The sequence below is a fragment of the Nonomuraea purpurea genome (genome assembly GCF_042650645.1).
In the GTDB taxonomy this organism is placed as follows: Bacteria; Actinomycetota; Actinomycetes; order Streptosporangiales; family Streptosporangiaceae; genus Nonomuraea; species Nonomuraea purpurea.
Genome location: NZ_JBHSBI010000088.1, coordinates 1 through 1,236 on the forward strand (window position 1 = coordinate 1; position 1,236 = coordinate 1,236).

Consider the following 1,236-nt stretch of genomic DNA (forward strand, 5'->3'; position numbering starts at 1 on the left):
CGCCACGACCGGGCGGATGTTGATCAGGGTCTGCGGCGTGATCGCCTCGACGTCCTGGGTGGTCATGCGCTCGCGCACGACCCGCTCCATGCGGGCCAGACCCAGGCGGACCTGGTTCTGGATCAGCTCGCCGACGCTGCGCACGCGGCGGTTGCCGAAGTGGTCGATGTCGTCGACCTCGACGATGACCTCGCGGTCACCCGCGCCCGGCATCGACTCCTCACCCGCGTGCAGGCGGACGATGTACTCGATCGTGGCGACGATGTCTTCTTCGGTGAGCGTGCCCTGGGTGATCTCAGAGTCGACCCCGAGCTTCTTGTTGATCTTGTAGCGGCCCACCTTGGCCAGGTCGTAACGCTTCGGGTTGAAGTACAGGTTCTCCAGCAGCGTCTGCGCCGACTCCTTGGTCGGCGGCTCACCCGGCCGCAGCTTGCGGTAGATGTCCAGCAGCGCGTCATCCTGACCGGCCGTGTGGTCCTTCTCCAGCGTGGCCCGCATCGACTCGTACTGGCCGAACCGCTCGAGAATCTGGTCGCTGGTCCAGCCCAGCGCCTTCAGCAGCACGGTCACGGCCTGCTTGCGCTTGCGGTCGATGCGCACACCGACGCTGTCGCGCTTGTCGATCTCGAACTCCAGCCAGGCACCCCGCGACGGGATGACCTTGCAGCCGTACAGGTCCTTGTCGGACGTCTTGTCAACGTTGCGTTCGAAGTAGACGCCGGGCGAACGGGTCAACTGCGAGGTCACGACACGCTCGGTGCCGTTGATGACGAATGTGCCCTTCGGCGTCATGAGCGGGAAATCGCCCATGAACACCGTCTGGCTCTTGATCTCACCGGTGGTGTTATTGATGAACTCCGCCGTCACGAACATCGGGGCGGAGAAGGTCATGTCCTTGTCTTTGCACTCGTCCACGGAGTGCTTGGGCGGCTCGAACCGGTGGTCGCGGAACGACAAGGACATGGTCCCCGAGAAGTCCTCGATAGGACTGATCTCTTCGAAGATCTCTTCGAGGCCCGACTGGGTCGGGACGTCCCTGCGCCCGGCCTGGCGAGCCGCCTCAACCCGGGCCTTCCACTTCTCGTTTCCGAGCAGCCAGTCGAAAGACTCGGTCTGCAGGGCCAGAAGGCCGGGAACTTCGAGGGGCTCCTGGATGCGCGCAAAAGAGACGCGACGGGGACCAGCGGGTACGGCGGAGGCGTTGCGCGAGGCTGCCAACAGATGTCCTTCCGAGGG

1 pseudogene is annotated in these 1,236 nt (G+C 64.5%); it reads right to left on the minus strand.

From position 1 onward, the window contains the following. A pseudogene (locus tag ACFOY2_RS54635) lies at positions 1-1,218 on the minus strand (DNA-directed RNA polymerase subunit beta); the annotation flags it as partial. Positions 1,219-1,236: the final 18 nt, after the last annotated feature.